The 2,217-nt window shown below is 66.6% G+C and carries 2 protein-coding genes and 1 pseudogene; all 3 read right to left on the reverse strand.

The genetic code is table 11. The annotated features are described in order from the left end of the window. Nucleotides 1–47: 47 nt before the first annotated feature. Nucleotides 48–462: pseudogene (locus tag ACFWJO_RS38040) on the reverse strand (peptide-methionine (S)-S-oxide reductase). After that, the gene (gene msrB / locus ACFWJO_RS38045; protein ID WP_386872725.1) at nucleotides 459–938 is read right to left on the reverse strand and encodes a peptide-methionine (R)-S-oxide reductase MsrB; all 480 of its coding nucleotides are present in this window, start codon (nucleotides 936–938) and stop codon (nucleotides 459–461) included. The pseudogene ACFWJO_RS38040 and the gene msrB overlap by 4 nt, the downstream one beginning before the upstream one ends. A gap of 123 nt (nucleotides 939–1,061) precedes the next feature. Continuing rightward, the coding region (locus tag ACFWJO_RS38050; RefSeq protein WP_386872723.1) for a cysteine--tRNA ligase at nucleotides 1,062–2,217 on the reverse strand (1,156 nt) is incomplete at its 5' end.

Consider the following 2,217-nt stretch of genomic DNA (forward strand, 5'->3'; position numbering starts at 1 on the left):
GGGCCCCCCCCCTCTCGTGGCGCCCCCCCCCCCCCACGTGGACATGGTCAGACGGAAGCCTCGGTCGCCTGGATGCGGCGGGGCAGGACCCAGCCGGCACGAGGGTAGTGGCAGTTGTAGCCGTTCGGATACCGCTGGAGGTAGTCCTGGTGCTCAGGCTCGGCCTCCCAGAACGGGCCGGCGGGCTCGATCGTGGTGACAGCCGATCCTGGCCACAGACCGGAGGCATCGACGTCGGCGATCGTCTCCTTGGCGACCTGCTCCTGCTCGGGGGTGAGCGGGGTGGTTGCGGTAGGTGGCGTGATCGTTCTGCCCGCCGGTGTATCCGGCGCGGGTGCTGATCACGCCCGGCTGCTTGCGGATGAGCTCGTCCACGCCCCAGAAGCAGCCGCCGGCCAGGACGGCCGTCTCGGTGCCGGGTGTGCGGGTGACCTCTCCGGTGTCGTGAATTCCACTGGTCATGATGCGTGCTCCTTCGTGGTCGTGGTGGTGGTCTCGAACAGTGAGCGGAACTCTCCATACCCCTCGGCCTCCAGGTCGGAGACGGGGATGAACCGCAGCGCGGCGGAGTTCATGCAGTAGCGCAGGCCGCCGGCGTTCGCGGGGCCGTCGTCGAAGACGTGCCCGAGGTGGCTGTCCGCCCCGGTAGAGCGGACCTCGGTGCGGGGCATCCAGAGGGATCGGTCCGTCTTCGTGTGAACGGCGTCAGCGACGACCGGCTTGGTGAAGCTGGGCCATCCGGTTCCGCTGTCGTACTTGTCGGTGGATGAGAACAGCGGCTGTCCGGAGACGACGTCCACGTACAGGCCGTCCTCGTGGTTGTCCCAGTACTCGTTGCGGAAGGCCGGCTCGGTGCCGTCCTTCTGGGTGACGCGGTACTGCTGGTCGTTGAGGCGGCTCAGGGCCTCAGAAGTCTTGCTGTAGTCGTGCGACACGATGTCCTCCTTGTTCGGCGCCGCTGGCTGCGGCGTCACTGTTGATAACGCCGGGGTGACGCGGTTTGGTCCCGTGAGCCTGGGAGTGGGCTGTGACTTCAAGAATCCTCCTGTTGTTGTTCCGGGCTATGAGGTATGGCCTTCGGTGAAGCCCCATGTCGTACCTGACTGGCTGTCGTTGAGCACGATCCCGGCGGCGTCGAGTTCGTCACGGATACGGTCTGCAGTGCGGAAGTCTCCGGCCGCACGTGCCTGGGCTCGCTGGTCGAGCGCCTGTGCGATCAGGGCCTCCAGTGCGCGCTCGGCGCGCGGGGGTGTGGCCGTTGATTCGTCCCACGGGCTGTCGCGCGGGTTGATGCCGAGGACGTCAGTCATGGCGAGCACCGCATCCAGCGTGTCGGCACCGGTCCGCGCGTCGTGCTGGGCGAGGGCGGTGTTGCCCCGCCTGACTTCGTCATGGAGGACCGCGAGTGCCATGGGGATGTTGAGGTCGTCATCCAAGGCGTTTCGGAATGCGACCGGCAGCATGTCCGCGTCCGCCGCGCGCCTCGAGTGGTTGGCGCTCCGGGTGATGAAGTCTTCGATCCTGCGCATCGCCGCCGCGGCGGATCGCAGGGCGGAGTCGGTCAGTTCCAGGTTCGACCGATAGTGGGCCGATCCGAGGTAGTAGCGCAGGTCGAGAGGACGCATGTGCTGCAGTAGCTCGTCGAGGGGTGTCGCGTTGCCGAGGGATTTGCTGATCTTGTCGCCGCCGGACGTGACCCAGCCGTTGTGCATCCAGTAGCGCGCGAATCCGTATCCGGCGGCACGGGACTGCGCCTGTTCGTTCTCATGATGAGGAAAGCGCAGGTCGAGCCCGCCACCGTGGATGTCGAAGCTCTCTCCCAGGTAGCGGAGAATCATTGTCGAACAGCTCAGATGCCATCCGGGGCGTCCCGGCCCGTAAGGCGAAGCCCATGCCGCAGGAGCAACGATCTCCTCGCTGGCCCCCGCGTCCGGGGGAGCCGACTTCCAGAGCGCGAAGTCGCGAGGGTCACGTTTCTCTGTTGCCTGATCGGTATGTTCGTCTCCGCGGAGAGTGCCGTGCTCCTGTGAGGTCAAAGACCCGTAGCCGGGCCATGATGAGACGTCGAAGTAGACGTCCCCCGCTTCCCCTCCCGCTCGGTACGCGTGGCCCCGGGCGATCAGCCGGTCGATGAAGGTAAGCATCTCGGCGGTGTGCCCTGTCGCGCGCGGCTCGATCGTCGGCGGCAAGATACCGATCTTGCGATAAGCGTCGGCG

This window comes from Streptomyces sp. NPDC127092, from assembly GCF_042722475.1.
Lineage (GTDB): Bacteria > Actinomycetota > Actinomycetes > Streptomycetales > Streptomycetaceae > Streptomyces.